The sequence below is a fragment of the Acinetobacter sp. ANC_7513 genome, assembly GCF_056779915.1.
The window spans coordinates 44,175-68,843 of the sequence record NZ_JBWYIW010000004.1 but is presented as its reverse complement, the minus strand read 5'-3'; the positions used below and the strand labels follow the sequence as shown (position 1 = coordinate 68,843).

General features: G+C 37.2%; 22 protein-coding genes. 8 read left to right on the top strand and 14 right to left on the bottom strand.

Annotated elements, in window-relative coordinates; genetic code table 11:
* Positions 1-31 precede the first annotated feature (31 nt).
* Together AC1M9B_RS06600 and AC1M9B_RS06595 are read right to left on the bottom strand one after the other, a co-directional pair.
* On the bottom strand, positions 32-1,126 hold the full coding sequence (locus AC1M9B_RS06600) for a fatty acid desaturase family protein (protein WP_481608821.1): 1,095 nt from the start codon (positions 1,124-1,126) through the stop codon (positions 32-34).
* A gap of 12 nt (positions 1,127-1,138) precedes the next feature.
* Positions 1,139-2,209 carry a flavin reductase family protein gene (locus tag AC1M9B_RS06595; protein ID WP_481608820.1) on the bottom strand — a complete coding sequence of 357 codons (1,071 nt, stop codon included), beginning with the start codon at positions 2,207-2,209 and terminating at the stop codon, positions 1,139-1,141.
* A 139-nt stretch (positions 2,210-2,348) separates the two neighbouring features.
* On the opposite strand from AC1M9B_RS06595, the gene fabR reads away from it, so the two are divergent.
* The gene (gene fabR, locus AC1M9B_RS06590; RefSeq protein ID WP_481595942.1) at positions 2,349-3,029 is read left to right on the top strand and encodes an HTH-type transcriptional repressor FabR; all 681 of its coding nucleotides are present in this window, start codon (positions 2,349-2,351) and stop codon (positions 3,027-3,029) included.
* Between the two features lie 42 nt (positions 3,030-3,071).
* Here fabR and AC1M9B_RS06585 read toward each other — a convergent pair whose 3' ends face one another.
* Positions 3,072-4,778 carry an AMP-binding protein gene (locus tag AC1M9B_RS06585; protein WP_481608819.1) on the bottom strand — a complete coding sequence of 569 codons (1,707 nt, stop codon included), beginning with the start codon at positions 4,776-4,778 and terminating at the stop codon, positions 3,072-3,074.
* 318 nt (positions 4,779-5,096) lie between these two features.
* Between AC1M9B_RS06585 and AC1M9B_RS06580 the strand changes: the two genes are divergently transcribed.
* Complete coding sequence (locus AC1M9B_RS06580) at positions 5,097-6,299, top strand: iron-containing alcohol dehydrogenase (RefSeq protein ID WP_481608818.1); 1,203 nt, start codon at positions 5,097-5,099, stop codon at positions 6,297-6,299.
* A 79-nt stretch (positions 6,300-6,378) separates the two neighbouring features.
* Positions 6,379-7,182 carry an enoyl-CoA hydratase-related protein gene (locus tag AC1M9B_RS06575; protein ID WP_481608817.1) on the top strand — a complete coding sequence of 268 codons (804 nt, stop codon included), beginning with the start codon at positions 6,379-6,381 and terminating at the stop codon, positions 7,180-7,182.
* A gap of 29 nt (positions 7,183-7,211) precedes the next feature.
* Here the strand turns inward: AC1M9B_RS06575 and rapA are convergent, their stop codons facing one another.
* The 8 genes from rapA to AC1M9B_RS06535 all read right to left on the bottom strand — a co-directional run bounded on the left by rapA (position 7,212) and on the right by AC1M9B_RS06535 (position 16,085).
* Positions 7,212-10,049 (bottom strand): RNA polymerase-associated protein RapA, encoded by a 2,838-nt coding sequence (gene rapA / locus AC1M9B_RS06570; protein WP_481595938.1) that lies wholly within the window; start codon positions 10,047-10,049, stop codon positions 7,212-7,214.
* Positions 10,050-10,252: 203 nt separating this feature from the next.
* Entirely contained in the window at positions 10,253-10,897 is a 645-nt protein-coding gene (locus AC1M9B_RS06565) for an RluA family pseudouridine synthase (RefSeq protein ID WP_180028829.1), read from the bottom strand.
* 160 nt (positions 10,898-11,057) lie between these two features.
* Positions 11,058-11,768, bottom strand: coding sequence for a phosphopantetheine-binding protein (locus AC1M9B_RS06560; RefSeq protein ID WP_481595992.1), 711 nt, complete (start codon positions 11,766-11,768; stop codon positions 11,058-11,060).
* Positions 11,769-11,775: 7 nt separating this feature from the next.
* Positions 11,776-12,192, bottom strand: coding sequence for a GlcG/HbpS family heme-binding protein (locus tag AC1M9B_RS06555; protein ID WP_035267160.1), 417 nt, complete (start codon positions 12,190-12,192; stop codon positions 11,776-11,778).
* An 89-nt stretch (positions 12,193-12,281) separates the two neighbouring features.
* The gene (gene hemL / locus AC1M9B_RS06550; RefSeq protein WP_481586402.1) at positions 12,282-13,580 is read right to left on the bottom strand and encodes a glutamate-1-semialdehyde 2,1-aminomutase; all 1,299 of its coding nucleotides are present in this window, start codon (positions 13,578-13,580) and stop codon (positions 12,282-12,284) included.
* 31 nt (positions 13,581-13,611) lie between these two features.
* Positions 13,612-14,232 (bottom strand): thiamine phosphate synthase, encoded by a 621-nt coding sequence (gene thiE, locus AC1M9B_RS06545; RefSeq protein WP_481586403.1) that lies wholly within the window; start codon positions 14,230-14,232, stop codon positions 13,612-13,614.
* Positions 14,233-14,734: 502 nt separating this feature from the next.
* A complete protein-coding gene (locus tag AC1M9B_RS06540; protein ID WP_481608816.1) occupies positions 14,735-15,409 on the bottom strand; it encodes an HAD family hydrolase in 675 nt (224 codons plus the stop codon).
* Positions 15,410-15,704: 295 nt separating this feature from the next.
* Positions 15,705-16,085 (bottom strand): Mpo1-like protein, encoded by a 381-nt coding sequence (locus AC1M9B_RS06535; RefSeq protein WP_180028595.1) that lies wholly within the window; start codon positions 16,083-16,085, stop codon positions 15,705-15,707.
* Positions 16,086-16,300: 215 nt separating this feature from the next.
* On the opposite strand from AC1M9B_RS06535, the gene AC1M9B_RS06530 reads away from it, so the two are divergent.
* The gene (locus tag AC1M9B_RS06530; protein WP_481608815.1) at positions 16,301-17,767 is read left to right on the top strand and encodes a CYTH domain-containing protein; all 1,467 of its coding nucleotides are present in this window, start codon (positions 16,301-16,303) and stop codon (positions 17,765-17,767) included.
* Between the two features lie 39 nt (positions 17,768-17,806).
* Here AC1M9B_RS06530 and AC1M9B_RS06525 read toward each other — a convergent pair whose 3' ends face one another.
* Positions 17,807-18,454, bottom strand: a complete 648-nt coding sequence (locus AC1M9B_RS06525) for a TetR/AcrR family transcriptional regulator (protein WP_481608814.1) — start codon at positions 18,452-18,454, stop codon at positions 17,807-17,809.
* Positions 18,455-18,571: 117 nt separating this feature from the next.
* Here AC1M9B_RS06525 and AC1M9B_RS06520 point away from each other — a divergent pair, with 117 nt between their 5' ends.
* The 3 genes from AC1M9B_RS06520 to AC1M9B_RS06510 all read left to right on the top strand — a co-directional run bounded on the left by AC1M9B_RS06520 (position 18,572) and on the right by AC1M9B_RS06510 (position 21,495).
* A complete protein-coding gene (locus tag AC1M9B_RS06520; protein WP_481597396.1) occupies positions 18,572-19,810 on the top strand; it encodes an MFS transporter in 1,239 nt (412 codons plus the stop codon).
* Between the two features lie 386 nt (positions 19,811-20,196).
* Positions 20,197-20,421 (top strand): hypothetical protein, encoded by a 225-nt coding sequence (locus AC1M9B_RS06515; RefSeq protein ID WP_180028591.1) that lies wholly within the window; start codon positions 20,197-20,199, stop codon positions 20,419-20,421.
* Between the two features lie 384 nt (positions 20,422-20,805).
* A complete protein-coding gene (locus AC1M9B_RS06510) occupies positions 20,806-21,495 on the top strand; it encodes an aspartate/glutamate racemase family protein (RefSeq protein ID WP_481608813.1) in 690 nt (229 codons plus the stop codon).
* Between the two features lie 168 nt (positions 21,496-21,663).
* On the opposite strand, the gene AC1M9B_RS06505 is transcribed toward AC1M9B_RS06510, so the two are convergent.
* Both AC1M9B_RS06505 and AC1M9B_RS06500 read right to left on the bottom strand, forming a co-directional pair.
* Positions 21,664-23,337, bottom strand: a complete 1,674-nt coding sequence (locus AC1M9B_RS06505; protein ID WP_481608812.1) for an ATP-binding cassette domain-containing protein — start codon at positions 23,335-23,337, stop codon at positions 21,664-21,666.
* A 178-nt stretch (positions 23,338-23,515) separates the two neighbouring features.
* Positions 23,516-24,148, bottom strand: a complete 633-nt coding sequence (locus AC1M9B_RS06500) for a hypothetical protein (RefSeq protein ID WP_035268706.1) — start codon at positions 24,146-24,148, stop codon at positions 23,516-23,518.
* A 115-nt stretch (positions 24,149-24,263) separates the two neighbouring features.
* Here AC1M9B_RS06500 and AC1M9B_RS06495 point away from each other — a divergent pair, with 115 nt between their 5' ends.
* Positions 24,264-24,653, top strand: a complete 390-nt coding sequence (locus tag AC1M9B_RS06495) for a DUF3144 domain-containing protein (protein ID WP_092767127.1) — start codon at positions 24,264-24,266, stop codon at positions 24,651-24,653.
* Positions 24,654-24,669 lie beyond the last annotated feature (16 nt).

Genomic DNA, 24,669 nt, shown 5'->3' with positions numbered 1-24,669 from the left:
GCCACTCAATAAGTGGCTTTTTTTAATGATTTTACTTTTTAAATGGGAATGCATATTTCACAATACGCCCCAAAACCTGACCATATTGTTTAAATAAACTCGCATTATTATAATTCAAGCCGTATTTTTCACACACCGCTTTCACTTTAGGCCCCATTTGACGGTAACGTCGAGCAGGAATATCTGGATAAAGATGATGCTCAATCTGATGACTCAAATGCCCCGTCAAAATATGGAATCCTTCAGAACCTGTGAGATTAGAAGACCCACGAATTTGACGCATATACCAATGGCCACGGCTTTCATTTTCTAAAACTGACTTCGGGAAAACTTCCACATCCTTGGTGAAATGACCGCAGAAAATAATACTGAATGTCCAAATATTACGAATACCATTAGCGACTAAATTACCTGTTAAAACGGGTAATGCTGCAGGACCTGCAATGAGTGGGAAAAAAACATAATCTTTAAATAACTGTTTCCCCATTTTCTTTTTCATCGGGTTCAAACGTTGTTGAAATTCTTCTTTGCTCATGCGCCCTTTTAAGCGCTTACCAATTTCTAAGTTCTGAATCGCTACACCCCACTGGAATAACAAACAGAATGGAATACTGTAAAGTGGTTGTAATAAATATCCTTTTTTCCAGCGTTGCTCTGGGAACAAACGAAGAATTCCATAACCAATATCATCATCCATACCTTTAATATTGGTATAGGTATGGTGTTTGTAGTTGTGGGTTTGGCGCCAATCATCAGATGTGCCGACGATATCCCATTCGTAAGTTGTCCCTTTAAATTTAGGGTCGTTCATCCAATCATATTGACCATGCATCACATTATGGCCCAACTCCATGTTTTCCATGATTTTGGCAAAACCAAGCAAGCCTGTGCCTAAAAGCCATGCTGGAGGAAACCAGCCAGCAAATAAGCATGCACGTCCAAGGATTGAACTGTAGCGAATCGCTGCATACACTCGCTTAATATACTTTTCGTCTTTTTCACCTAAATCATCAAGAACTTCCTGCTTAATTGCATCAAGTTCACGTGCGAGTTCATCAAGTTGTGCATCAGTGAGTTCACGATTTTTTGGGTTTTTGAAATATTGTGCTTGAACTGGCATATTCATGATTATTCTCGCTTATAGGTCGATAGTGAGATCAGACTGAGCTGAATTGATACAGATTTTGAGCAGATTTCCAGGCTCAGTATTTTCTGCACCATTGACGAGGTTTTTAGTTGCACCTTGCGCTTTATGGCATGCACATTTATTACATACCCCCATGCGGCAACCGTGCTGTGGGCGAATATTTTGTTGCTCTAAACTTGCAAGTATTGATTGTCCCTTTGGAATCGTGACGACCTTATTTGATTTCGTAAGTGTGACCTGAACAAAACCAGTTTCATCACTAATGAATGGTTCAACACTGAATGCTTCACCTTTAAATTTATGAACACGAGTATCAGTTAGTTGTTCAGCAACTTGCACAAATCCTGCTGGACCGCATGCATAAACCGTATATTGATCTAAGGATTCGATAGCAGTTAAATGAGAATCTTCTAAACGGGAATCAGCCACTTCATCTTGAGTGGTAAAAAATTCAACATTAAAATTTGAGTGTTGATTCGCCAAAGCAATCAACTCTGTTTGAAATGCTAAATCTTCTGTTTTTTTTGCCCAGTACATCAATTTAACTGGCTGAACTAATTTTTTTTCTTGCTGCAATAATGCCTTGATTAAGCTGTACATTGGAGTAATACCACTCCCTGCGGCCAGCATTAATAGAGGTGTATTTACACTTCCAAGTGTCATATCTCCATAGGGTGCACCAAACTCAACAATATCGCCTACCTCAGCCATATCGTTAATCCAAGAACTGACTACACCCTGATCGACTTTCTTAGCAGTCAACAATACATGTTGAGTGTCGATTTTGGTCAAACTATAGGTACGTTCAAAACAACGACCTCGTGTCGTGACAATAACTGGATGATGTTGCCCTGCTTCACCAAACTGAAATTTTCGATTAACCGCAATTTTTAAGCTGACCGTATCATTTGCAACTTGTGTACGTTCAACAATTTTGCCTAATGATTGATTCACCGACCAAATTGGATCGATCTTTTGCAACCAAAAATTGGCAGCATTCGGATCAAATACAGCATTTACTGCGGATCTAATCAAATTTTTAGGTTGCTTAACTGCTTGCATTATGGGCTCATCACAGTGGGTTTAGAATTATTATACACATGTATATATATTTGTATAGACACTTGTATATCATCTATTGATTTCCATATCCTGACACAGAGCGATATAATGCAACTCTAACTGTAAACATCTGATATTTATGAGCAGCTCTACGATTCCCCTTTCTCCTCTGCATGCCAGTGAATCCGCATCCATTTTGGAGCATCCAACTGCACGTACAGTCGGAAGAAAAGCCACAATCACGAAAGAAGAATTATTCCAAGCTGCTCTCAACCTTATCGGACCTCAAAAAAGCATCGCATCTTTAAGCTTACGCGAAGTTGCTCGTGAAGCAGGAATCGCCCCCAACAGCTTTTATAGACATTTCAAAGATATCGATGAACTTGCCATTGAATTGATTGATCGCTCAGGTATTGTTTTACGTCAAATCTTGCATCAAGCCCGCTTAAAAGCAGTTCGTAATTCAAGTATTGTGCGTAGTTCAGTTGAAGTATTTATTGAACAGTTAGATGCTGACGAAGGTAATCTGAGCTTGTTGTTACGTGAAGGTTATACTGGTTCTGCCTCTTATAAAGAGGCGGTTGAAAAACAGCTCAATTACTTTCAGCAAGAACTCATGGATGATCTTGTTCGCCTTGAGCAAAATAACCCTCATAAAATCAAGCATCCAGAATTAGCTGCAAAAGCGATTACTCAATTGGTATTCACTATGGGTGCTAAATTAATCAACATGCCACACGATGAAAGAAAAGTTGTAGCTGAACAAACGATGACGATGATCCGAATGATTTTAGAAGGCGCACGTCATCTGAAAGAATGAATATTGAATGTAAAAAAGCCCTTCAGTTGAAGGGCTTTTTTATTACTTTTCCCAAATTACTTCTTTATTTTGAGCAACCCAAGTTGGAATAAATGCTTCGTACTTCGCCTCAATTTTATTACGCTTAATCTTCATAGTCGGCGTCAACATATCATTATCCATCGTCCACAAATCCATGATGACCACAAAGAATGCAATTTTTTCATGCGGTTCAAGCTTTTCATTAATTTCATTCTTCAACTCAATTAATTTTGCTTCGATATCATCACGTTTATTATCTTGCTGTAATTTATTGCGAATTTCTTCTGCCAACATCACAAAGGCGATCGGCTGTTTATGGCTTGCACCACCAACACAGACAGATTCAATCATTTGGTTATTACCAATCTTTTGTTCAATTGGTACAGGCATTACATACTTACCTTTCTGAGTTTTAAAGATGTCCTTTACACGTCCAGTAATTTTTAGACGGCCAGTCGCATCAATTTCACCCATGTCACCTGTTCTTAAATAACCATCCTCAGTCAAATCTTCAGCTGTTTTTTCTGGGTTTTTGTAATAACCCAACATTGTTCCTGGGCTTCTGACTAAAATCTCACCATTCTCATCAATCTTGCAGTCTACTCGTGCTTGAACATGTCCGACATATCCACTCATATATTCACCCATACGTGTGATATGCGAGTATCCACAGTTTTCTGTCATTCCATAAACTTCAAGCAACTCTAAGCCCAAATTACGATACCATTTAATAATATCTACGGGTAAAGGTGCAGAACCCGTTAAAGCATAACGAACATGATTCAAACCCAATTTTGCCAAGAGTTTTTGCTTAATCTTATTGCCCAAGAATGGGATTTTAAACAACACGTTTTGTACATTAAGTGGAATTTTTTCATTAATCCCCAAATAAAATTTGGTCCATAAACGTGGCACAGAAAAGAAGATCGTTGGTTTTGCACGATTAAGATCCTCAATAAATGTATCTAATGAATTAGCAAAATAAACGGTAAAACCACAAATCATGACGGATGATTGAATAAATACACGCTCTGCAACATGCGCTAGCGGCAAGTAAGATAAAGCACGATCTTTTTCTGAAACACCAAACGTAGATTTCAGCTCACTCGCAGGTGAGAGCAAGGTCTTATAACTTTGCATAACGCCCTTAGGTAGACCTGTACTGCCCGAGGTATAAATAATGGTCGCAAGCTCATCCTCGTTTGGAAAATAAGGCTCACTGGTTGGTGCTGTTTTCGCAGTGATCTCATCCCATGTTGGCGCATTATAGTCAGGTGCCAATGGCAATTTAATACAATGCATATCTTGCGGGATGATTTGTTTCACATCGTTCCAACTGTCTCCAATACCATCCAATTTACCGATAAACAAAGCCTTAGTTTCACTATGATCTAGAACATATTTGGTTCCTTCACCATTGAGAGTCGTATATAAAGGAACCGACACATGACCTGCCATCCAAATTGCAAGATCTGCCATAATCCAATGCGCACTATTCTTACCAAAAATTGCAATCTGAGAACGACCAGGCAAATTCAAAGATTGTAAATAAGCAGCCATTTTTTTGACTTGACTGGCCACTTCTCCCCAAGTGTATTTAATCACCTGACCATTTGGTAAAGGCTGAACCAAGAAATCTTGGTTTGGCGATTTCTTTTCCCAATACATTAAATAGTGAATATGAGTCGGTAAAAACTCAAATTGGTTGTTGTTCTGATTTACTTCCATGTGTAATGACTCCCAATAACGCATCATTGTTGTTATGTAATGACTCATAACCGAAAGCTGATTTAATCGTTTTAAACTCGTCCTGAGTTCCTGATTGCCGAGTAAAAACTACAGCTTTACGATTTAAATTTTCGAATTATTTTCTATTTTCTATCATGAATTCTGATCAAAATCCAACCATTATTTTGCTCAGTTTAATAGCGCTATATTTTTGATAAAATTGTAATTTAAGACCAATGTGTTGATGATTATCGCCAATGTACTTGGACAATGATTATCCTATAACTAAATCAAACTCATGGATAGAGATTGATCATTATGGCTCAGATTGCCACTATTTTACGTGCAAAAACTCAACTCATGGCTGTCAAAGCCCTCACCCTTGCAATCCCAGTATCACATCCTCTCGTATTTGCGGGTAAAGATTCATCAATGCAATTGTGTGGCAATATTGCTCAGCTCGGCATGAAAAAAGTGATGATTGTGACTGATGCAGTATTGGTCAAATTAGGTGTCATACAACCCATTCAAGATCAATTACAGCACAATGGGATTGAAGTTGTTATTTTCTCTGATGTAAAACCTGATCCAACTTGTGAAATTGTCGAAAAATCTCTAGCACTGTTTAAAAATACCGCATGCGATAGCGTATTGGGTATAGGGGGTGGTTCGACGATTGATACAGCAAAAGTATTAGCGCTCGCAGCCGCAAACCATAAATCGCCTAAACAACTTTTTGGAATTTTAAAAAGCCGTAAACCTGCATATCCATTGTTCGTGATTCCGACCACCGCAGGTACAGGTTCTGAAGTTACCATTGCCGCAGTTATTTCAGACAGTGAAACTCATATTAAAGGCTTAGTTATTGATCCCAAAGTCGTTCCATTAGCAACTGCTTTAGATCCCGTCATCATGAAAGGCATGCCACCTGCTATCACTGCTGACACTGGTATTGATGCCCTTACTCATGCAATTGAATCGTGGGTAAGCGGATTCGCCAACAAACAATCAGATTATTACGCCAGTGCAGCCATGAAATTGATCATGGAAAATTTAAAAACTGCATTTGAAGATGGTCAGAATATTGCAGCACGTGAAGCAATGGCGCTCGGTTCTCATTATGCTGGTTTGGCAATGAATAGTGCTGGAATTGGCTATGTACATGCTTTGGCGCATCAATTAGGGACTCAATATCAAATCCCACACGGACGCGCTAATGCCATTATCTTGCCTCATGTTCTAGAATTTAATCGTAAAGCATCAGAAAAACGCTTAGCACTAGCAGCGAAGAAAATTGGTTTAAGCTCGTCACACACTTCGGATGAACAAGCCGCAAATATATTCATTCAAAGCGTAAAGCAATTACTCAAAGATTTGAAAATCGATACTGAGATTCCGAATTTAAAAAAGCAAGATTTCCCAGAGATGATTAAATCTGCTTTTACTGAAGCCCATGGAATTTATGCCGTACCAAAATACATGAATTATTCAGATGCTGAGCAAATTTTAAATCGACTTTAATGCCAATAAGGCACGAACAAAAGCTCAGTATACAATCGTGTCTACTGAGCTTTTTTAATTTGCGACAAGGAATGCCGCCATGTTAAAAAATTTAGATTCACTAAACCCTTTTATTCATGTCACGATTGAGAATAGAATCCTGACCATCAAAATTGATCACCCCGAGCAAAAAAATGCTTTAAATGGGGAAATGTACAATGACATTGCAAAAATATTGGATGCGGCAGATCAATCTCAACAAGTGAATGTTGTGATTTTACAGGGTAACGAACAGGATTTTACCGCAGGAAATGATCTGAAAGATTTTATGTCTGCCGCTCAAAAATATGTTGGTTTAGCCGCTGATGCTACACCACCCTTTGTCTTCCTAAAAGCGATCGCAAGATTTTCTAAACCTATTATTGCTGCGGTACGTGGCTGCACTATAGGCGTTGGCGTCACTATGCTATTTCACTGTGACATGGTATACGCCCACCCCGATACAGAATTTCAAATTCCATTTGTAAGTTTGGGATTATCTGTAGAGGGTGGCACCAGCCTTCTTTTCACTGAGTTGGCTGGTTATCATATGGCTGCCGAATTATTGCTCACAGGTCGAAAATTTTCAGCGGAAGAAGCGCTAAAATGTCGAATCATCAATCAGATTTGCGAGCAACCTGAACAATTAGCTTTGCAGCGAGCTCAACAGATGAGTCAACTGCCAATGACCACGCTAAAAATTATTAAAAAACAAATTCGACCCGAGCAAGATCAAATTCTGAATTGTATTGTTCAGGAAGCTGAGGTTGTTGCAGAACGTTTAACATCACCTGAAATGATTGAAGCCGTGATGGCTTTCTTACAAAAAAGAAAACCTGACTTCAATCAATTTCTGCAGTCCTAAAAAAAGCACCCTAGGGTGCTTTTTTTATTTTATGGCTTTACCACCACCAAGACTCGAATCGCTTCAGGCGTTACAGCTAAACCTTCTAAAAGGCTTAAGCCTTCTTTTTGAAGCTTCTGCAAACGTGCAATTTCATCTTCGCGAATACTTGGGTTAAATTGTTTCAAATAACTTAAACGATCAATTTCATATTGCCATTTATTGCTATAGATTTCTTTCGCTTGCTGTTTTAATTCAGGCAAAGCACCTTTTGCAATGTCTAAAGCTTGTGCATAACGTTGTTCAACGACATCACGACGTGCTTTCACCACTTGGCGACAACTATTACCGTCAAGATGATGTAAGTATGGTTTCAAAATATCTGGTGCAATTTTAGCTGATAAATCTTGGCCTTTTTCACTTAATAACACACGAATCAATTGTGTTGGTAAACTCGCTGGCAAGTTCAATGCTTTCGGTGCAATCACATCCACTTTGAACCACACCTCAACTAAAACTGAACCTTGTGGTAAAGCTGCAGATTTCAATAACGCCACATTGGTACTACCAAACGATTGCGTATTGATCATTTCCATGACACTTTCAGTGAAAGGATGCTCTAGCGTTATGTATTGCGCATCTTCACGGATCTGAGCCTGATCACGATAGAACGTCACGGTCATGCCTTCCTCATCCAAAGTCAGACCTTGGACTTGCATTTGATCAGTAGGCTTAATAATCACCGTGCCATTACTTTGCTCATCAAAATCAATATTGGTTGACGCCATGAAGCGTTTCATAAACATTGGCAAAGTCGTATTGTCATCATACTCTTCAAGCGCTTGCACAATTTCTTGCGCAACCATTGGGCGACAAGAATTGTATTCCAATAAACGATCACGTCCTGCTTGTAGCTCTTGCTCTAAAGCTTCTCGTTGCACACTTACAGCTTCAAGCAAATCTTCAAAGGCTTGACCTTTATCAGCCAACAAGCAATCTTTAAGATCAATAATAAAGTTTTCTTGTAAGGTTTGCGCGGTCGGAGAAATATTGCTGAAAATATTTAATGCTTCATTGTACCAACGGAACATACGCTCTTGTGCAGTGCCCACTAAATATGGCACATGAATCTGAATACGGTTTTCTTGACCAATACGATCAAGTCGACCAATACGCTGTTCAAGAACATCAGGGTTCGCTGGCAAATCAAATAGAATTAAATCTGAAGCAAACTGGAAGTTACGACCTTCTGAACCAATTTCTGAACACAATAAAATCTGAGCACCATAGGAATCTTCTGCAAAATAAGCAGCTGCTTGGTCACGCTCTAATAGACTCATGCCTTCATGGAACATTGCTGTACGAATCCCTGCATGGATACGTAATGCATTTTCTAAAGCTTCAACCACAGGCCCACTACGCGCAATGAGTAAGACTTTTTTATGCTTTAACTGAGTACGGAGCATTTCCATAATCCACGTTACACGCGGATCAGTTTCCATCCAAGCCCCGTCCAATTGCGCTTCTTCTGGCCACATTTGTTCACGAAGTTTACCATCCATCGACCATCCTTCTGGCGCAGGTAATGGTGCAGGCTGACAATCACGACCAGGGAAGCCTTGAATCGCTTCACGTGTATTACGGAATAGTACACGTCCCGTACCGTGACGATCTAACAATTCATGAATTGCACGGAAACGCTGTTCTGGCTCATCTTCAATCTTGTGACCCAGTAACTGCTCAATTGCTTGGAAATGATCAGCTTCAAGGGGTTGATCCGACATCAGCACTTCCGCAATTTGAGCAGTTTGCTGATATTTTTCTTCTTCATCTAAGAAACGATCAAGTGAACTGAAACGTTGCGGATCGAGTAAACGTAAACGAGCAAAATGGGACTCAACACCTAACTGTTCCGGCGTTGCAGTCAGCAAAAGTACCCCTGCTGTTTTTTCAGCAAATTCTTCAACAAGGTCATAGCGGTCATTACCCCCTTCTTCTTCTGACCACATCAAGTGATGTGCTTCATCCACCACAAGCAAATCAAAACCTGCTTCGAGCGCTTGCACACGTAAATCTTCATGGTCGATCATAAGATCAACAGACGCAATGATGCACTGTTCAGTTAAGAACGGATTCAATTCTGGATCATGTTCTTTGATCGAAGCAGTACGCGTTAAATCAAATAGCGAGAAATTCAAATTGAAACGGCGACGCATTTCAATCATCCACTGATATTGCAGCGAATCAGGAACTAAAACGAGGATGCGTTCAGAACGTCCTGTTTTAAGTTGCTGGTGTATGATTAAACCTGCTTCAATAGTTTTACCTAGACCAACTTCATCCGCCAATAAGACACGTGGAGCAAAGCGCTTACCTACTTCATGCGCGATATAAAATTGGTGAGGTATCAATCCAACACGAGCACCCACCATGCCACGTAATGGACTATTTTGCATATTAGCTTGCATTTGTAATGCTTCAATACGCAGGTCATACCATTCTTTATAATCAATTTGGCTTGCCAGTAAACGATCAAGTGGTTTAGACAATTGAATCGTCGCACCAACACGAGTTTCATTTAATGATTTACGTTCATCAGTACCATCTTGTAACTGACGAATGACGTTGTAACGAATAACGCCACCACGCTCTTCTAATGATTCGACTTTCCAGACGATGCCCTCTTGGTCTTGAAGCTCATCATTCACATTGAACACAATTCGAGATAAAGGTGCGTTACTACGTGCATAGACACGGGTTTCGTCACTTTTAGGAAAGAGGATACTAATTGATCGTTCATTTACATCAATCAAAACCCCTAAACCTAACTCTGTCTCTGTGTCTGATAACCAACGTTGACCAATAGCAAACTGCTGCAATTTTTCCACCTTATCTCAAGTTAGGACTGAAAACTTATGCTCAAACAGGAGATGATTTGAGCAAAATTTAACGTCTATAAGCAATATATTTTGACATAAAGCCCACCAAAAAGTGAGCAATATTTAGCACCGATCTATTTAATTGATCATAACCATAATTTCATCATGATCAGATCATAAAAATATTCGTATGCTGATTTTAAAATGTGTATTTAGAACGGCACTGGACAATGAAAGTTCAGTCGTTCACCGGTAACAGGATGATTGAAACTTAACTGCTCTGCATGCAAACAGAGTCGATCTTTCAAAGCTTGTTGCGCTGGTGTTGCATACAAAGTATCCCCTACGATGGGATGCCCTAAATGCTGCATGTGAACGCGAAGTTGATGTGCTCGACCTGTGATTGGCGTTAATTTTACGCGTGTCACCCACTGATCTTGAATTTGAAATTGTTCAACTGCTTCCCAATGCGTTAACGCTGCTTTATTGTGATGCGCATCTACGATATGCAATGGCGGACGCGATGGGTCGTAAATCACGGGAATATCTACAGTTCCTTGACCTTTTACACATCCCACGACTAGTGCTTGATAAGTTTTATCCGTTTCACGTTCTTGAAATTGGCGAGAGATCGATTTTTGACCTGTTTTACTGAGTCCAAACACCAATAAGCCTGATGTATCACGATCTAAACGATGAATCAGAAGCGTACGTGGTTCTTCTTGAAGAAGACGATTGATAACGCAATCTTGAAGATCAGGCGTTTTGCCCGGAACAGAAAGTAATCCAGCTGGTTTGTGAATCACCATAAAATCTTGATCACGATGAATGAGATGTTCCTGAAGAAAATGACTCAAATTTCTATTCCTAGCAGATCGTGAAAACAAGGCGGCAATAATAGAAAGCTTAGCGATAAATTACAATCTTGAAATGGACAAACAGTGATGATTTTTCCGATATCTGATAGAAATTAAATCAATCTAACGATTCAAATGAATTAAGTTTTGTTTGTGACATCTAGCAGTCTTTTCTCAGGATAGGAAGCAATTGAGAAAGTGTACAATTTTGCACAAATGATTCAAAATCTATATGTGCGCCATTGGCTCTCCACAAGCCAATCAAACTCACCATTGCGACTGAATCTAAGCCATAGTTCCGTAAATCTTGAAATGGATCAATTTCTAAAATATCGAATTCGAGGTATTCAGCAATAGACAGTAATATGCCCTTTTCAGAAAGAATAAATGAAGTCGGCGCACTTAATTCCAACATTCGAATCATGGCAGAGGTATTCATATGATGAATACCTTGTTCTACACAGTTCTCTATCCACTGTAAATGTTGGCTCTTCGTTTCTACATGAACAGCATCGTTCACCACACAAATTTGAGGAGTAATCGAAATGATATGCTGTAAAAGTTGCTTTATAGGTGAATTGATCATGCCAGATACAATGAGTTGTTTCTTTTCTGCGAGCAATTCACCCAACTGCGCTACTTTAGAAAATGATTGCTGCTCTTCAATTTCAATCACTTCAATATCTAAAGCCTGAGCTTTTTTAATTAAGCGATTTAAATGAATTAATAATTCTTGATGTTGGTCATTGCTATATTCAGCTAAACGTTGAAATCCAAAAACCACCAAGACGCATTGTTCAGCTTGAATGGACCACTTTGCCAAACTCGCGCTGAGTTCAATTTTTTTGGGTGGTGTATAAAAATATGACATTGCCACTTTAATCAGCTAAAGCCAAGAAAACTTCTATGGCATGCAGCGCAATTTCAGCATCTTCAAAAGATTTAGCACCTGAAACTCCCACGGCTCCCACTAATTGCCCTTGATAAATAATGGGTTCCGCACCTTCTAACATTCCCGACAATGAGTGAACAGTCAGAAAACCCAATTGCCCATCTTTGATCAGCTCTTCAAAAATTTGAGATGGGTGGCGGCTCAAAGCTGAACATTTTGCTTTTTCAGCTGACAAATTCGCAGTCATCGGAGATGCACCATCCATGCGTTTCATTGCAAGTAAACTTCCAGTTTCATCTACAACAGAAATACTGACATTCAACTTTTTATCAATCGCATATTGTTGCGCACGCGTCAGTAAGAACTCCGCGTCTTCTAAAGTTAAATAATGTTTTAATTTCATTTCTATTTTAAGTCCGTGAATTTTATACGTGCAAAAAAGCCTACAGTATTTACACTGTAGGCTTATGTTAATAGATTTTCAAAAAAATTCTATTTTAAACGCGCAAATACATTCTTAGCTGCTTGAATAGTGAACGCAATATCTTCATCGGAATGCGCACTTGAGATAAAGCCGGCTTCAAAAGCAGAAGGCGCTAAATTTACACCTTCATCCAACATGCCATGGAAGAATTTACGGAACATTTCAACATCGCATTTCAACATTGAATCAAAGCTTGTGATGTCTTCTTGATCAGTGAAATACAATCCAAACATACCTCCAACCTGTTGAGTCTTAAATGGTATACCTGCTTCATCAGCGGCAGTCTGTAAACCAGTCAATAACTTTTCGAGCTGTGCGGTTAGATTTTCATAGAAACCTGGTTGACGAAGATGTTTAAACATCTCAATCCCAGCTCTCATTGCCAGCGGATTACCTGACAAAGTTCCCGCTTGATAAACTTTACCTAGAGGTGCAATACATTCCATCACTTCGCGCTTACCACCAAATGCGCCTACAGGAAGACCTGCACCAATAATTTTACCTAGCGTAGTTAAATCAGGTGTAACGCCGTAGTGTGCTTGAGCTCCACCTAATCCCACACGGAATCCAGTCATCACTTCATCAATAATGAATACTGAACCATGCTCATCACACACATCTCGAATGGCTTGCAAGAATCCATCAATTGGTTTGACCAAGTTCATGTTACCTGCAACAGGTTCAACAATAACACCCGCAATTTCGGAACCAAACTTAGCAAAACATTCTTTTAAAGTCGCAATATCATTGTATGGAAGCGTTAATGTATGTTTTGCAAAATCAGCAGGAACACCCGCAGATGTCGCCTCGCCTTCACCACTTGTGAGTAGACCAGAACCTGCTTTCACTAAAAGTGAATCTGAGTGACCATGGTAACAGCCCTCAAACTTAACAATCTTGTCACGACCTGTATACCCACGTGCAAGACGAATCGCAGTCATTGTTGCTTCTGTCCCTGAGTTGGTCATACGTACCAATTCAATCGACGGCATAATTTCACAGATAATATCTGCCAATGTCGTTTCATGCACTGTAGGTGCACCAAAACTTAGACCATCAACAGCGGCGTCTTGAACAGCTTTAATAATCGCAGGGTGTGCATGTCCTAAAATCATTGGTCCCCATGAACCCACATAATCTACATAGCGTTTGCCATCTACATCATACAGGTAGGCACCTTGAGCTTTTTCAATAAATACCGGCGTACCGCCTACACCATTAAAAGCACGTACTGGAGAATTCACACCACCAGGAATATGTTTGCTGGCTTGTTTAAATAGTTGTTCTTGCTTAGGAGATAAACTCATGAAAATCACTCAACTCGAAAAAGTAAAAAATTTAAGCTTGTTTAGCAAATAGCTCTGACCAGTCGTAAACACGTTGACCAACAGTTGACATAGACCGACCCAATACATCGCTAATGACAGCACAAAGATCTGCTCCAGCAGCAATCACTTCAGCGCCATTTTCAACCGTCAAACCTCCAATCGCGCAAATAGGTACATTTAATTTTGCTTTTGCAGCTTTTAATGTTTCTAAACCAATATTACCTGCTTCAGGTTTGCTTTGTGTCGCATAAATTGCGCCGAATGCTACATAATTTGCGCCGTCTGCGATCGCTTGCTCAGCTAGTTCAATAGAATTATTACAACTACGTCCAATTAAGACGTTTTTTGGCAATCTTTCCACAGCCTCTTGGATTGAACCATCATCTTGACCAAGATGCACACCCACGCCATATTTGACTGCGGCCTCTAAATCATCATTGATGACAAAAGGAACCTTATATTGATTACACATATTCTTCATGTATTCAATTTCATAAGCTTGATCTTCTTTCGCAACGTTTTTACGACGATACTGAAGTACTGCAACTTCATAAGTTGCCATCGCTCCTTCAAGCTTTGCTAATAGAAGTTCAATAGGATCATCGTTGGTGATTAAATACAAACCGCGCATAAAGAATAACTCTAGGCAAATACTAAAAATTTAAAACATTATAGGACAAAGCCTTGGAAGAACACATTCATAATTAGTATGAAAACACCTTTTGGCATGTTATGTACAGTAAATGCATAAAGGATTCCCTCTTCCATTAAAGTACAGTCAATAATTTTGTATAATCTCAATTATATTAAATAGATGCGTTTAATTATTTGATTCAGTACTTAATTCATGATGTTTGATAACTTCATCAATAATCAATCGTAAAACTTGCCGGCAACTAATGGACTTAAATAGCTTCATCAGAAAGTTTTTTAAAATTAACAATTTGATTGTTTTCTCTTTCAGAGATCTACTGAGTGTAACTCAGATTAAGTCTTTAATTTTACTAGTTTTATTAGTTTAGTTAAAGCGCTCGGATAGTATCAAAATGAGTGAAGCACCAATATTATCAATACATTTTCTTAATTCATTCAATTTTATAAAACGTTTTCATATAAATTAATTTTATCATTCATCATAAGCCCCCATTATTTATTCTATTGATGGCTCGCTCTAATTCATCATAATGATGAATACTCTCATCTGTAATTGCTTTTTTTAGTATTGTATTTGGGTGAAAAAAAATAGTTTTCATACCAACATTTTTTGCACCTTCTATATCAGCTTTAGGATTGTCACCAATAAAAATACAATCAGAAGGTGTACAATTTAACTGGTTACAAGCGTAAGCAAATATTTTTTTATCGGGCTTTCTTAAGCCAATCGCTTCTGAAACTATGATAGTCGAGAAATATTCGGTAAGACCTAAAGCATAAAAATTATGTTCCTGAAATGGGCTTTTTCCATTGGAGACTAACCCAATCTTATATCCCTTTTGATAAAGATCTGAAATGACTTTTTGGACGTCATCAAAACCAATTGAAAATTTATTGAAATCAGTAATGTAAGAATTAAGTAATTCATCAACAGTAAATTTTTTTATATTAAAATCTTTGATTAATTGACTGTAAACGATATCTTTCCAAACATTTCCATTATCATCCAATTCAATAAATTTTTTTATAAATGCATCTTTTAGTTCTTGTGGTACTAATTGGAAAAAATTTACTTGCCAACTTATAAAACGAATAAGTGACTCATTCCTATTCAAAATAGTTTGATCCAAATCAAACAGAAGTATGTTTCGCATTAAAAATACTCACTCTCATAATAAAAGTTCTATATATAGTTCATCTTCTTTTTTTTCAGTATTATTTAAATTAACATAATATGTATTATATGCGGTTTATCAGAATAATACCGTTAACTCATCTAACTGAATACGTTAATTTTTTATTTAATCCCAATATTTATAATTTGGATTTATTCATTGGATGTTAAGCCTCTCCAGCTATCATATAATCATATTTTTGTGTAGCTTTCTTAAAACATTTCATGACAAAAAAAGCCCAGAATCTGCTGAGCTTTTTTAACAATATATAAATTTAGCTATCAATTTTATCAAATTTACGATCTTTCAAACTCAAGTTTCCGCGCAAAATATCCGATAACATTCTCCAGTCTGAAATAAAGCTATACAACGGTTGTTTAAAGCTTGCTGGCTTATTTTTTTCAAAAACAAAATGCCCCACCCACGCGCATGCGTAGCCTGAAACTAATCCGTAGACCAGATATTTAGCTTTACGCTGACGAATCGCTTGAGTAAAAAAATAAATACCGATTGAGCTACCTGCTGCATGTAAACGACGACTCATAATGCTGCGGTGTTCAGTCAAATAAAAACGATAAAATTCTGAGTAATTCTTGATGGGTAATTGAAATTTAGCTTCTTCTTGCGATGAAGATGGCTCTACATAAGCATTCATTGTTGTATTCCTGTCCTTTTTTTGACCACCATAATTCAAAAAATCGCACTTGAAAAGCTTATCTTACAAATATTGTGATTAATCATTCATTCAAGTAAATGTAAGTGAATTGTCAAGATTGTGGTTCTAACTGAATCAGTTACAATCCCCTTTAAATTAAAAGGCAATCAAATGTCTTACTTCTACGAAAATGATTGATCGATTAGGAAAATCACATGCTTGAAATTGAATTAAAGTTTCAGATCCCAGAAGCTCGACGGAATGCGATTTTAAAAGCAATCGATCCAAAAAAGTCTGAACTCATTCAAATGCAAGCAAAGTACTATGACACTCCAGATCGCCTACTCTCTCAGCATGGGATAGCCATTCGACAACGTCTTGAAAATACCAATTGGGTTCAAACCCTAAAAGCGACGAAAAGTAAAAGCCATTTACACCGTTTCGAACATAATCATGATTTAGGTAATCTTGAGGCTGCACCGAATTTAGATCTATCTATTTATTCAGATGATTCCGAAGCTTATGAGGTCTTAAATGACGCATTGAAAGGTGATTTTGACCAATTAGTCTTGCAGTTTGAAACAGACATTCAACGTACAGTTCGAGTGATTAGCTTTGAAGATGCCGAGATTGAAGTGAGTCTAGATATTGGCGTTGTACGATCAGATGATCGAGAACATGAGATTCATGAAGTAGAGTTTGAACTCAAACAAGGAAAAGTTGAAACATTACTAGCGTTTAGTTTTGAGTGGGTCAAAAAATATCAACTTTGGCTAGACGTTCGAAGTAAGGCTGAGTTTGGTAATTTATTGGTTTCAAATTTAGTTGTAAGCCCAGCGCGAACTGAAAAAGAATGGATCGTTGCAAAAAAAGAAAGCGCAGAAAAAACGATTCGAATGATGATCGGTCACCATATGCAACATTTGCTGCCGAATATTGCTGCGATTTCTGCGGAAGTGGCTGAACAGGAACACATCGAACAAGCACATATTGCTTTGAACTATTTGTTTTTAAGTCTATCTATTTTTAAAGACTGGACATCAAAGAGCACAGATAAATGGGCACATCAGTTATCTGCATTTAAAAGTCATTTTGAAAACCTAAAACATTATGAGCATATGCAACACACCTTAGGTGCTATTCTGCAAAACCCTAAAACTGCTGAAATGCTCAGCAAAGATGTGCTCTACGCCCGAGAAAAATTAAATAACTTAGTCAAATCTACCCAAAACGTTCAACACTATCTTGAACTTTTGAGTTTTAGTTTAGGCAATTCCAAGAAGGTGCAAACCCAAGACCTCAAAACCTATGCTCAAAATACGCTTCAACAGCAGTATAAAGTTTTACAGGAATGTCTGAATGAAGCTGATCCTTCTAACTTTGAAAGTCTTGACCAATTGGCAATACATTTAAGTGAATTAAAATTCAGTTTCCCAGTCTTAACACAAATTTTTGATGTGAAGAATTTACAAAAATACGGCAAGGCGCTTAATGATGCACATTATGCAGCTGAACAATATCAAGTATTGTCTTCCTCATCATCCTACTTACAGCAAACAGAATTAGAAGCCAGTGACTGGTTCGCCTTAGGTTGGTTGACGGCAAAGCAAGAAATTTACGCTGAAAAACTTTTGGAAGCGACTGAACAATTCTTAGTAAGCAGAAAATTTATCAAGTCATAAAATTCAAGTCAGAACTTTTCGTCAGTGAGAAGTTCTGACTTAAAAATGATCCCAAGTTTGCATCGCCATGTGTACAACGCTTTCCAATTGTTCAAAAGTTGCGCCATCACGTGCTTGTAAGCTTAGTCCTTGCAAAATCGTCATATAATAATCTGTCATTGCCTGAATATTAGTTTGTACACTAATTTCACCTGAAGCTTGGGCAGCTAATAATTTTTCTAGTAAATTCGATTTAGATAGCTGTCTTTTTTGCGAAATTGATTGTTGTATTTGTTGATTTTGAATCGAACAGTTCATTGTCGACACGACCAACATACATCCTTTAGGTTTGTCTTCTTGCACCAGTCGTTTTAGATTTTCAATCAAATAGAGTTCCATTGCTAATTTTATGGAATGTGCCTGTTTAAAAATCATTTCCATCGAGCATGATTCGTGCCTGAGATAATAGTCAATGCAACGATTAAAGAGCTCAGATTTATCACCATACGTACTATAAAGACTAGGTGCAGTGATTCCCATGGCGAATGTTAAATCACTCATTGAAGTGGCTTCATAACCGTATTTCCAAAATAGTGTCATGGCTTTTTCAAGTGCTTGTTCTTCATTAAAACACTTAGGACGTCCACGCCCCTTTGATATTGATTTGGCACTATCCATTTGATTTATTGGCTTTGAACTTTCCTGCATATTCAACCCAATTAATTTTATAATGATCATTAATAAATTAATTGACCCAGATCTTAAATTCAAATATTTTATTTCTATAACAATCATTATGAAATTATTTTCAAGGAGCGTTGGTCAATGAAATCCGAATCTCATCTGACTGAAACCGCTGTTAATTCTCCATCTCCTACAAAAAATCAAGGAAATTGGTTTGCTGTTATAACACTTTCTATCACCGCTTTTATATTAGTGACCAGTGAGTTTCTCCCTATTGGTGTGCTCAATGCAATCGCACTAGATCTCAACATTTCAGTCGGTACTGCTGGCCTGTTCATTACCCTTCCAGGCGTGATGGGTGCTTTCGCAGCACCGCTTATCTCGGTCTGGGTGAAGCAACTTGATCGACGCTATTTATTAATCGCACTCACAGCGGTCATGGTCATTGCAAATTTCATTACGAGCTATTCAGAAAGTTTCACTTGGATTCTATTGAGTCGCTTTTTCTTGGGTATCGCGATAGGCGGATTCTGGGCAACTGCAATCGCCTTAAGTGGTCGTGTTGCACCTCCTCACCTACCCATCGCCAAAGCAACAGCTATCGTCATGGCTGGCGTGACTCTGGCAACTGTGCTGGGTGTTCCGGTTGGAACATGGCTAAGTGAAATTTACGGTTGGCGTAATGCCTTTATGATCACCTCGGTGATTGGTGCCATTATTCTGTTTTTTGAAATTAAATTCCTACCGAAATTACCGCCGACTTCAGCTATTCAATATAGCGATCTACCCGCATTGTTTCGAGATCCAAAAGCTCGTAAAGGGTTAATCATTGTTTTATTTATCGGATTAGCGCATTTTTCAACATACAGTTACTTGGCGCCTTTCTATAAAAATGAAGCAGGATTTGATGGTTCAACCATCAGTTCTTTACTTCTTATTTATGGAGCAGCAGGCTTCGTAGGCAATGCATTCTCCGGTTATAGCAGCAATATCAATGTCCGCTATACGCTTTTTGCTGTTGCATTGTGTTTAGCAATCGTATTCCTTACATTCCCTGTTTATGCCAAATTCTTAACTGGTGCATATATTCTTACAGCATTATGGGGTTTTGCTTTTGGTGCCTTTCCTACGACAGCCAATATCTGGATGTTTTTACATGCGCCACATGCGGTTGAAAAAGGGATGCCTCTTTTTGTCAGTATGTTCCAAATCATGATTGCAGCAGGCGCTTTATTTGGTGGTTTTATGGTAGATCACTTCAATACCAGTACCTTAATTTACAGTGTATTGATTTTTATTTCATTAGCTGTAATTGCTGTATTCACTCATAGTCGAGGATTGAATAATCCTAAAGCTCAGCAATGTACATCAATTAATTGAGTTGAGTTGAGTTGAGTTGAGTTGAGTTGAGTTGAGTTGAGTTGAGTTGAGTTGAGTGTAATTTTTTACGCTCAATTCTTAAATAATTCTATGAAATATAAACTCATTTCGTTGAGTGAAATCAATTTAAGAAATTAACGCGCTAAATTCTCAACCATCATTCAAATCGATCAATGCACCAATTCGGTGACATTTGCACAAAAATGATGAATTTTTTCATGAAAAATCCGTTAATCACTCCTCCATATTATTAATTATACCTAAATTATATATTTATCATTATTTATTAGTTGGCATACAAAATGCATTCATTATGATGAGTCTATCGTTTAACGCTAGTTATTCGATTTACTTGAAAATAAAATCAAACATGAATGGTGAATACAATGAATAATTCAAATCCAACAACTTTAAAAGAACTTACATTAGATGAAATTGAAGCAGTATCTGGTGCAGGTTTAGTGACTAATTTGCTTGGTACTGTCGGCTCTCTTGTAGGATTAAAAGATCCTTTAGTGAAAATTGGCACTGGCGTAAATGAAACACTTAATGGAACAATTGATTCACTAGGATTAGGTGTATTAAAAGGTGTTGTAGACACCTTGATTTAATTTTAAAAATCTTATGAACAATAGACTTTTTAATCTTTCAAATCACTCATCAAAAGGCTCATGAATGAGCCTTTTGATTGATATCCTACAAGATTTTGAACTAGAATGCTCTATACATGGATTGTTCAGCAATACAATAATTTTCCTCTATTTATGGCATCTAAGTTCGGGGTTAATGTGAATTCTTCCGATGAGAAGCTTACTCAACCATAAGATTGGTAAATTCTGCTGCTAAACTTATATACATTCATCCCCTAAAAATACACATCAAAAGCTGAACTTTTCTCACTTTGATTAAGTCATTATTTTAAAAAGTAGCAATTTCATACTCGATAATTTTCATTATATTGATAAATTAAATATTTAATTTTTAAAGGTGCGAACTTGAAGACAATTGGTTTATTAGGTGGAATGAGTTGGGAGTCGACTGATTTGTACTATCAACAAATCAATAAGATGGTTCAAACGAAACTTGGCAAGTTACACTCTGCTAAGGTTATTCTTATTAGCGTTGATTTCGCTGAAATTGAGGAGTTACAACGCAAAGGATTATGGGAAGATGCAGGAATCTATTTAAGAGATCAAGCCATACGATTAGAAAAAGCAGGTGCAGATGGCATAGTACTTTGTACAAATACAATGCACAAAGTAGCAACTTATATTGAGGAATCAACCAACATACCATTTATTCATATAGCAGATGCGACAGCCATGGAAATCATGAGCCAGAAAATTACAAAAATTGGGCTGCTTGGTACTGCATTTACGATGGAACAAGATTTTTATAAAAGCAGATTGGAGGAAAAAGGACTTAAAGTAATAACACCTAATAAAGCGAGTAGAAAAATTGTTCATGATATTATTTACAACGAATTATGTTTAGGCATAATTAGCGAAGCTTCGCAAAAGAAATATATTCATATTGTCGAAGAATTAATATCTTCTGGCGCTGAAGGAATCATTTTAGGATGCACTGAGATTTGTATGCTTATAGGAGATCTAAAATTCTCAGTCCCTCTATTTGATACAACTTCTATTCATGCGCAAGCAGCTGTAGATTTTGTATTATCATAAATATTTCATAGCATAAAAATCATTCAGATCATGCAAAAAAATATTTAACTGACATCAAAATCTATCATCAAGTACATGAATCGTTGCTCAAGACTAAATTTAATCAAATAAATACATATTTTAAAAAACGCTTTTTTTGATTGATATTCATGCCACAACAATCATCATTTAATCCTCATCGATAGAATTTAGAATGATGTTGAAATCAATAATTTCATCTGCGATTTCTGTCGCCATACGTTCATGAGAAATCATAATGACCGTTTCAACTCGCTCTTGAATAATTTTTAAAATTTTCGAACTTGTTTTCTCATCTAAGGCTGCTGTAGGTTCATCTAAGATCAGAAGCTCTGGTTTTTTTAATAATGCACGAATGATGTTTAATCGTTGTTTTTCACCACCAGAGAAGTTTTTATAAATTTCTTGTATATCATCGTCTAACTCAATTTGATTTTTTTCCAGCAAATGGAGTAAATCAAACTCTTTTAGCCAATGTTTAAGCTCCTCATCAGAATATTTGATCTCAGTATTTTGAATCAAATTTTGTCTTAATGAGGTTGAATATACGATCGGAGTTTGGCTGACCACAGCAATCTGATCAAATATCTTTTCTGAAAATACTGAAGTGATCTCTAAATTTCTAAAGAATAGCCGTCCAGATTTGATCTTTTCTATTCCCACCAAATAATTGAGGAAACTTGATTTTCCAATACCTGTTCGCCCCTGAATTAAATATATTTTTCCACACACGATGTCTAAATTAAAATTTTCAATCGTCTGCTGACCTAGATCAAATGACACATTTTGAAATGAATACGCCACCTCACTTTCTTTCTGTTCCTCAGCTGTTAGATCATTCGTACTGAATGACTCATGTTCCAATTCAAAATATTCTAGGTACTGATCAATAGCCACAATATGACCTTTCAAATGAATGATATTTTGAGACATCATCATTAAAGGAATGGTTAAACCTATAATATAGGTACTGACTAAAACAAAATCACCTGAACTAAAACTTTGATATTCAAACATATAGACTGATAAAACCATGAATACCAAAAGAAAAAATGACACAAATAACAGTTGATATATCATGAGATACTGAAGTTTTTTATAGGTATCCTGAGTCTTTATTTTATAGTCATCGATTCTGCGGCTAAACTCTTCAAATTCGTAATATTTCGAATGACTGAGTTTGATATCATAACTTTGTTGGAGTTTTTCAATCACAAATTGATTCAGTTGATTTCGAGCACCATACATAATCGTAAAGATATCTTGTGTCTTAAAGGTAATGATGAGCGATAAAGCAACTGTACAAGCTGAGAATACGAAAAAATACACACCAAATTCAAGATTGATCGTATTTCCGAGCACATACACCATACCTAAGATTTTAAATACCGTAGGTACAATGACAAAAAATATAGTAAAAATAATTGTACCAAGTGCTTCGCTGCCACGAATTAAATTGGCATTAAATACACCGATATCTTGTTGACGTTGATCTTTTAATTTCAAATCTAGAAAATTAAATACACCAGCTTTAAGCATGGATGCATCAACATTTCTGATCATCATAGACATGGCAAAATTATTTACATTCTTCATCCCTTCATTGATAAACCAAGCAAGTGCATAAGCCACGGCGAATAAATAGAGCAGATGAATTTGAAAAAAGTCTTGAATCGAATAGTAATGATCAGGCTCACTGGTCTGGTCAATCAGCAGCTTAAACAAATACGGTAAACCAACACTTGTACCAATAATTAAAATTTGAAGTATGGCTAAAACGAAGAACACACTTAATCCATTTTCATCATGTTGACGAAATAACATCCACGCCTTTTTAAATTGTTTAATCTTTTCAGTCATCATTCTTGAAATTAGTTATTTTTTGTGATGACTATTTTAAACAATACTAATCAATAAGTTTGGATATGGATCGTAGAAGCTTTGTTCTTATATGGTAGCTAATCGTTGATTCTAATGTCTAAACTAAGTTCAATCAGTCCAACTAACGATATTTACCATAAATACGCCACGTGTTGTTATCAGCCAATGGATCGCTATATGAGTCATTTCGTTGCTTACGTGGTTTATCGCGAGCATCAACCAACTCGAAATGAGGCTCAACACTTAAGACAATACCATTTACATAAAAACGTGTTCTCGTATATTCACTTTGCCCATGCTGAAATACATAAGTTCTTAAATCTATAAATTCGCGATGCGCAACTAATGCAGCAGTGTCATCATGATCCAACCAACGACTCATTGCCAAAACTTGTTCAGGTTCAAATTGTCCACACTTCTCTAATACACTAGCAATACCACGAAAAGTCTTTGATTCCTTTGCACGTGTTTTGTTAATGCGAATTCGGTCTACATGAAAATAAAACAGCGGTAAATTTAGATGACTCGGTAAATGAATGGCATCTAAAACCTCATCTTCCATAAAAGGTTGAAATAAATCTTGTGCCCTTTCGATTAGACCTGTCCACTGCTGGTAATAAGCAGCTACTTGCTCTTTGCTTCCATAATAAATGGGAAGACCTTCGACATTCGCAAGATCAACAGGTGGCCAAATATTCTGTCTCAGTAACGCAATATCACTTTTTAAACTTTGAACTGCGATAGCATCTTGCATAGAAAAGCTCATAAAAAAATTACTTAGGCTATTTTTAGATTAAGTGAAAGGTTTAGTTTATGCAAGCCTTTGCCTATAATAGTGCTTGAATTAAGTTATTTATTAGGAACAATTCATGGTTCAAAAGATTCAAGCGACTGATGTCACTGAAGAAGAAGCATTGAATGCGATTTTCTTCGAACGTGCTGATGAATTTATTAAGCAAGCCAATGAATTTTGCCGTGTTGAAAAAGGTTCTACTGTTAAACCAGCTGATGCTCGTGGTCAAGTCAGTGCTGCGATGCTATTTGGTACTGCTCGTTTTAACACATGGGTTGCTGCCAATAACTTTAAAGATGGCAATGAAATGCGTGATGCTAAAGAACAAGTGATGTCTTATATCATGCAACAGTTTCATATGATGCTTGAAGATAATTATGACGAATACTGCGAGCAGTTTGAAAACTATCTTCGCTTCCGTCGTAATGAAGAGTTTCATGCAAATAAACATGACCACGAACATTAAATAGATTTGCATTGTG

Coding starts and splice junctions, on each gene's coding strand:
- AC1M9B_RS06575 (WP_481608817.1), top strand. CDS start 6,379: ATGTTAAAAAATTTAGATTCACTAAACCCTTTTATTCATGTCACGATT.
- AC1M9B_RS06555 (WP_035267160.1), bottom strand. CDS start 12,192: ATGAAATTAAAACATTATTTAACTTTAGAAGACGCGGAGTTCTTACTG.
- AC1M9B_RS06515 (WP_180028591.1), top strand. CDS start 20,197: ATGAATAATTCAAATCCAACAACTTTAAAAGAACTTACATTAGATGAA.
- AC1M9B_RS06505 (WP_481608812.1), bottom strand. CDS start 23,337: ATGTTATTTCGTCAACATGATGAAAATGGATTAAGTGTGTTCTTCGTT.
- AC1M9B_RS06525 (WP_481608814.1), bottom strand. CDS start 18,454: ATGCAGGAAAGTTCAAAGCCAATAAATCAAATGGATAGTGCCAAATCA.
- AC1M9B_RS06585 (WP_481608819.1), bottom strand. CDS start 4,778: ATGGAAGTAAATCAGAACAACAACCAATTTGAGTTTTTACCGACTCAT.
- AC1M9B_RS06595 (WP_481608820.1), bottom strand. CDS start 2,209: ATGCAAGCAGTTAAGCAACCTAAAAATTTGATTAGATCCGCAGTAAAT.
- AC1M9B_RS06500 (WP_035268706.1), bottom strand. CDS start 24,148: ATGCAAGATGCTATCGCAGTTCAAAGTTTAAAAAGTGATATTGCGTTA.
- AC1M9B_RS06560 (WP_481595992.1), bottom strand. CDS start 11,768: ATGTCATATTTTTATACACCACCCAAAAAAATTGAACTCAGCGCGAGT.
- thiE (WP_481586403.1), bottom strand. CDS start 14,232: ATGCGCGGTTTGTATTTAATCACCAACGATGATCCTATTGAACTTCTA.
- AC1M9B_RS06530 (WP_481608815.1), top strand. CDS start 16,301: ATGCTTGAAATTGAATTAAAGTTTCAGATCCCAGAAGCTCGACGGAAT.
- AC1M9B_RS06535 (WP_180028595.1), bottom strand. CDS start 16,085: ATGAATGCTTATGTAGAGCCATCTTCATCGCAAGAAGAAGCTAAATTT.
- fabR (WP_481595942.1), top strand. CDS start 2,349: ATGAGCAGCTCTACGATTCCCCTTTCTCCTCTGCATGCCAGTGAATCC.
- AC1M9B_RS06520 (WP_481597396.1), top strand. CDS start 18,572: ATGAAATCCGAATCTCATCTGACTGAAACCGCTGTTAATTCTCCATCT.
- AC1M9B_RS06600 (WP_481608821.1), bottom strand. CDS start 1,126: ATGAATATGCCAGTTCAAGCACAATATTTCAAAAACCCAAAAAATCGT.
- AC1M9B_RS06580 (WP_481608818.1), top strand. CDS start 5,097: ATGGCTCAGATTGCCACTATTTTACGTGCAAAAACTCAACTCATGGCT.
- AC1M9B_RS06495 (WP_092767127.1), top strand. CDS start 24,264: ATGGTTCAAAAGATTCAAGCGACTGATGTCACTGAAGAAGAAGCATTG.
- AC1M9B_RS06540 (WP_481608816.1), bottom strand. CDS start 15,409: ATGCGAAACATACTTCTGTTTGATTTGGATCAAACTATTTTGAATAGG.
- hemL (WP_481586402.1), bottom strand. CDS start 13,580: ATGAGTTTATCTCCTAAGCAAGAACAACTATTTAAACAAGCCAGCAAA.